At 65.7% G+C, this 4,960-nt stretch carries 4 protein-coding genes and 1 pseudogene; all 5 read right to left on the bottom strand.

Annotation, left to right across the window (positions count from 1 at the left end; translation table 11 throughout):
• Nucleotides 1–132 precede the first annotated feature (132 nt).
• Nucleotides 133–1,563, bottom strand: a complete 1,431-nt coding sequence (locus EOA60_RS18740; protein ID WP_245502581.1) for an NAD-dependent succinate-semialdehyde dehydrogenase — start codon at nucleotides 1,561–1,563, stop codon at nucleotides 133–135.
• A gap of 219 nt (nucleotides 1,564–1,782) precedes the next feature.
• Nucleotides 1,783–2,766 carry a beta-ketoacyl-ACP synthase III gene (locus EOA60_RS18735; protein ID WP_127335762.1) on the bottom strand — a complete coding sequence of 328 codons (984 nt, stop codon included), beginning with the start codon at nucleotides 2,764–2,766 and terminating at the stop codon, nucleotides 1,783–1,785.
• Nucleotides 2,763–4,028, bottom strand: coding sequence for an adenosylmethionine--8-amino-7-oxononanoate transaminase (locus tag EOA60_RS18730; protein ID WP_127335761.1), 1,266 nt, complete (start codon nucleotides 4,026–4,028; stop codon nucleotides 2,763–2,765). The genes EOA60_RS18735 and EOA60_RS18730 overlap by 4 nt, the downstream gene beginning before the upstream one ends.
• Nucleotides 4,025–4,663, bottom strand: a complete 639-nt coding sequence (gene bioD, locus EOA60_RS18725; RefSeq protein WP_127335760.1) for a dethiobiotin synthase — start codon at nucleotides 4,661–4,663, stop codon at nucleotides 4,025–4,027. Before bioD ends, EOA60_RS18730 begins: the two co-directional genes overlap by 4 nt.
• A pseudogene (locus EOA60_RS18720) lies at nucleotides 4,660–4,960 on the bottom strand (8-amino-7-oxononanoate synthase); the annotation flags it as partial. The gene bioD and the pseudogene EOA60_RS18720, both read right to left, overlap by 4 nt.

The raw sequence follows: 4,960 nt of genomic DNA, 5'->3' as shown, positions 1-4,960 counted from the left end.
GGCCGAGGAAGGATTGTCCGAGTTGCAGGACGAGACCGGCTTTCACCTGTCCCATTTCAACAACTGAGCGGCGCGACCAGCGGCCAACCCCGCCGACAACCTGGCGGGAGCTGCGGTTCAAATCCCTGCGTCTCAGATGCCGCCCATGCAGAGATATTTCATCTCAAGGTAGTCCTCGAGGCCGTGGCGGGACCCCTCCCGTCCGATGCCGGACTGCTTGACGCCACCGAAGGGTGCCGCTTCCGAGGACATGCGCCCGGTGTTGATGCCCACCATGCCGTATTCCAGGGCCTCCGCCACGCGCCAGACGCGCTTCAGGTTGGACGCATAGAAATAGGCGGCTAGTCCGTAGATCGTGTCGTTGGCCTCACACACGACCTGATCGGCATCCTCGCAACGGATGACGGGGGCCAACGGCCCGAATGTCTCCTCCTGCGCCACCGTCATCGCGCTGGAGACGTCGGTAAGGACCGTCGGCTGGAAAAACGTGCCGTCTCTGGCAATCCGGCCCCCGCCGCACCGGATCGCGCCGCCCTTTGCCACGGCATCGGCGATGTGGGATTCGATCTTGGCGAGCGCCCGCCTGTCGATCAGCGGGCCGATGGCGACGCCGGGATCGAAACCGTCACCGACCTGAAGCTCGCCGACCCGCCGGACGAATTTGTCGACGAACTCATCGTGAACGTCCGACTGGACGTAAAGTCGGTTCGCCGAAACGCAAGTCTGGCCGGCATTGCGGAACTTCGCCTGGACCGCCCCGTCCACGGCGGCATCGATGTCGGCGTCGTCGAAGACGATGAAAGGCGCATTGCCGCCCAGCTCGAGGCTGACCTTCTTGATCTGGTCCGAGCACTGGCGCATGAGCAGGCGTCCGACCTCGGTCGAGCCGGTAAAACTGATCTTGCGCACTTTGGGATTGTGGCAGAGCTCACGCCCCACCGCCGCGCCCTCGGAAGCATAGACAAGGCTCACGACACCATCGGGAAAACCGGCCTCGGCGGCGAGCGCGAACATGGCGCCCGCGACAAGCGGCGTCTGCTCGGCAGGCTTAAGCACAATGGCGCAGCCCGCCGCCAGCGCCGGTGAGATCTTGCGCGCCACCATCGATGCGGGAAAGTTCCATGGTGTGATCGTGCCGACGACGCCGATCGGCTGCTTGATCACCAGCATGCGGCGGTCCGTCGACGGTGCCGAGATCGTCTCGCCATAGATGCGATTGGCCTCCTCGGCATACCATTGCAGATACGCCGCCGCATGCGAGACTTCCGATCTGGCTTCGGCGAGCGGCTTGCCCATCTCCGCGGTGAGGATCGCCGCGAGGTCGTCGGTGTGGGTGACGATCAGCTGATGCCATTGCCACAGCATTTCGCTGCGCTCCCTGGCGGTCAGCGCTGCCCATTCGGCCTGCGCGACATAAGCCTTGTCGATCGCCGCGCGCGTCTCCTCAACGCCCATGTCGGGGAGTTCCGCCAGCAGCTCGCCGGTCGAAGGATTGAAGACCTCGAATGCATGTCCGCTAACCGGAGCGCCAAGTGCCGGCACGCGGTCGATCGCGCCAAACAGGTCGGGGGATTTCAGGTGGCGGATCAGCTCCGGACGTAGAGACAAGAGGCAATCTCCTCAAGGCGAGGGGGGTCTGTGGCGGGCATGCGGAGCTTATCAGCAGCTTGCATCCTCCGTTAGCACCGGTGGCGATAAACAACGGGCGATGTCTGCGGCAAAATTCCGCAAGCAGCTTGAGACGAGAATCGTGACCGGTGCGTTCGATTGGGGCGAGATCCATCAGAGACCGACCATCAAGGCGCCGGCTGTCAGGCCAGCACCTGCTGCCGCCAACAGCAGCTTCGCGCCCGGTCGAAAGGGATTGGTGCTGTGGGCAACCGACAGCGACAGCGGGATCGTTGCGGCCGACGAGTTGCCAAAGTCGGCGATGGTCTTGACGATGCGCTCATCCTCGATACCGAGCGACTTGCCGACCGCGTTCAAGATACGGGCATTGGCCTGGTGCGGCACGAAGCGGGCGACGTCCGGCGCCGAAAGGCCGGCCGAGGCCAGCGCCTCGCTCGAACAGCGGCTCATCATCTCCACGGCCTTGGCGAAGACTTCGCGGCCGTTCGCGATCGTCATGCGGGTTTCTGCGATGTCGATTTCGTCGGAGAACGGACGGTTGCTGCCGCCGGCCGGGATGTGGATCAGGCCGTAGGCGGACCCGTCCGAGGCAAAAGAGGCGCCGAGGATGCCGTGACCGGGATCGCGGGACGGGGCCAGCACCACGGCGCCCGCGGCATCGGCGAACAGCACGGCGCTCGCGCGCTCGGCCGGATTGATCCGGCGGCTCAGTATGTTGGCGGCGATGACGATGGCCGGCTTGTTGTGCAGGCGCACGAAGCCGTCGGCGAAGGTCATGGCGTAGATGAATCCCGCGCAGGCGCCGGCCAGGTCGACCCCGCCGGCCTTTTCGAGGCCAAGCCTGTGCGCGACCAGCGGCGCGCTCGGCGGCAGGAGATGGTCAGGCGTCGACGTGGCCAGAAGCAGCAGGCCGATCTCCTTGCGTTCGATGCCGGCGGCCCGCAGCGCCATGTCGCCCGCTTTGGCTGCCAGTCCGGACAGCGTGTCGCCGGGCTCTGCCCAGAAACGCGAGCGGATGCCGGTGCGGCCCTCGATCCAGCCTGCTTCCAGCCCGAGGCTTGCCTCGATCTCGGCATTGCCGACTTTTCGAGCCGGCACATGATGGCCAAGGCCGACGATGCGCGCCGTGCGGTTCATTTTTTGTCGCCCGCGAGCTCGGCCGCCTCGTCGATGGCCTCGTAGAGGCGGTCGAGTTCGTGCGATGTCACGCAATAGGGCGGCAGCACGTAGATGACGTTGCCAAGGGGCCTCACCAGCAATCCGCGCTCGAGGAAGAAGGCGCGCAGCCTCGGGCCGACTTCTGCGAGATAGCCGGCCTTGCCGACACGAAGGTCGAGCGCGGCGATGGTGCCGGTCGTGCGCGCATTCTCGAAACGCGCGTCCTGGCTGAAGCGTGCCACCTTTTCCGCCTGCATCCGCGACAGGGCGGCCACGCGTTCCGCCACGGGTTCGTCGTTCCAGATGCCGACATTCGCAAGTGCCGCCGCGCAGGCGATCGGGTTCGCCGTGTAGGAGCTCGAATGAAAGAAGGTCCTGGCTCGGTTCCTGGAGTAATGGGCACAGAAGATCGCATCGGTGGCAAGTGTGGCCGCAAGCGGCAACGAGCCGCCTGTCAGTCCCTTGGAGGTGCACAATATGTCGGGCGCGATCGCTGCTTGCTCGCAAGCGAACATGGCCCCGGTGCGGCCCCAGCCGGTCATGACTTCGTCGGCAATGAAAAGCGTCTCGGAGCGCTCGGCAATGCGCTTGAGTTCGGTGAGAACCGAAGCCGGATACATCAGCATCCCGCCCGCGCCGAGCACCAGCGGCTCGACGATCAGTGCGGCAGCCTCGCGGCCGCGCGTCAGCCGTTCGAAGGCATCCAGCGTTTCCTGCTCGCGGCCGGCGGCAGGGAAGGCGATGGTGTCGACCTCGAACAGCAGGGGCTCGTAAGCGGCGTTGAAGACGCCGCGCGCGCCGACGCTCATCGTGCCGATGGTGTCGCCGTGATAGCTGTGCTCCATGACGACGATGCGCGAGCGCGGGAGGCCGTTGTTGCGGTGAAAGCCGAGCGCCATCTTCAGCGCCACCTCGACGCTGGTCGAGCCGCTGTCGGAATAGAAAACCCAGTCGAGGCCAGCCGGCGCCACGTCGACCAGTGCGGCGGCCAATTGCTCGGCTGGATCGTGGCTAAGACCGGCGAAGATCACCTGATCCAGCGTCTCGGTCGCGTTGCGGATCGCCTCCAGGATCTTCGGGTGGCGGTGGCCGTGGGTGATCACCCACCACGACGAGATCGCATCGAGGATACGCTTGCCTTCGCGTGTCTGGACATAGGCGCCCTCGGTGCCCACGATCGTCGGCGGAACCGGCTCGGTGGCATGTTGGGTGAAGGGATGCCAGACAGCGGAGCGGCTCAAGGTGAGGCCTCCATGAAGTCGGCGGCACTGAACGCCGTTCGCATGGCCGCGGCAAGCGCCTCGGGCGTTATAGGGTCGAGACGCGGCAGGCGGCCGAGCACGCGCACCTTGCCCATCTCGGCGATCGTCCTTTGCGTATCGGCCATTTCGTCGCCAATGAAAGCGACGCCGAGCAGGGGTACCGAGCGTGCGCGCAGAGCCTCGATCGAGAGCAGCGTGTGGTTGATGGTGCCGAGCCCTGTGCGTGCGCAGAGCACCACGGGCGCGCGCCATCGCGCGAAGACGTCGATGTAGAGCGTGCTCCTGTTGACCGGGACCATCAGCCCGCCGGCGCCTTCGACGATGAGTGGCCGCTCGTTCGTCGGCAACGCCAATCCCTTCGCGTCGATCTCCACGCCGTCCAGCTCGGCGGCGCGGTGCGGCGAGAGCGATTCGGTGAGACACCAGGCTTCGGGCAGCATCCGATCGAAGGTCAGCCTCGCCAGCCGCGCGACGGTCTCGCTATCAGTCTCTTCCTCAACGCCCGCCTGCACCGGCTTCCAATAGATGCCGTCGAGCAACCCGGTGAGGCCTGCTGCAAATACTGTCTTGCCAATGCCTGTATCGGTGCCTGTCACCACGACCCGTGCCGTCATCGCGTGCGCTCCCATTCCTCGGCAAGAGCATCAAAGAGCGCCGAAACGTCGTCCTCGCCGACATTCAGCGTCAGCGAGATCCTGAGCCTCGCCGTGCCCTCGGGAACGGTTGGCGGGCGGATGCCGCGCACGTCGAATCCGCGTGACTGCAAAGCCTCCGCCAGCGCCATGGCGCGCGCATTGTCGCCGACGATGATCGGCAGGATTTGCGAACTGCTCGCGGGCAGGCCGAGCTCCTCGGCCCTCTTGCCTGCAAGCACGACCAATCCCGCCAACCGTTCACGACGCTCCGGCTCC

This window comes from Mesorhizobium sp. M1A.F.Ca.IN.020.06.1.1, assembly GCF_004023265.1.
Classification (GTDB): domain Bacteria; phylum Pseudomonadota; class Alphaproteobacteria; order Rhizobiales; family Rhizobiaceae; genus Mesorhizobium.
This window is presented reverse-complemented; position numbering and strand designations above follow the sequence as displayed.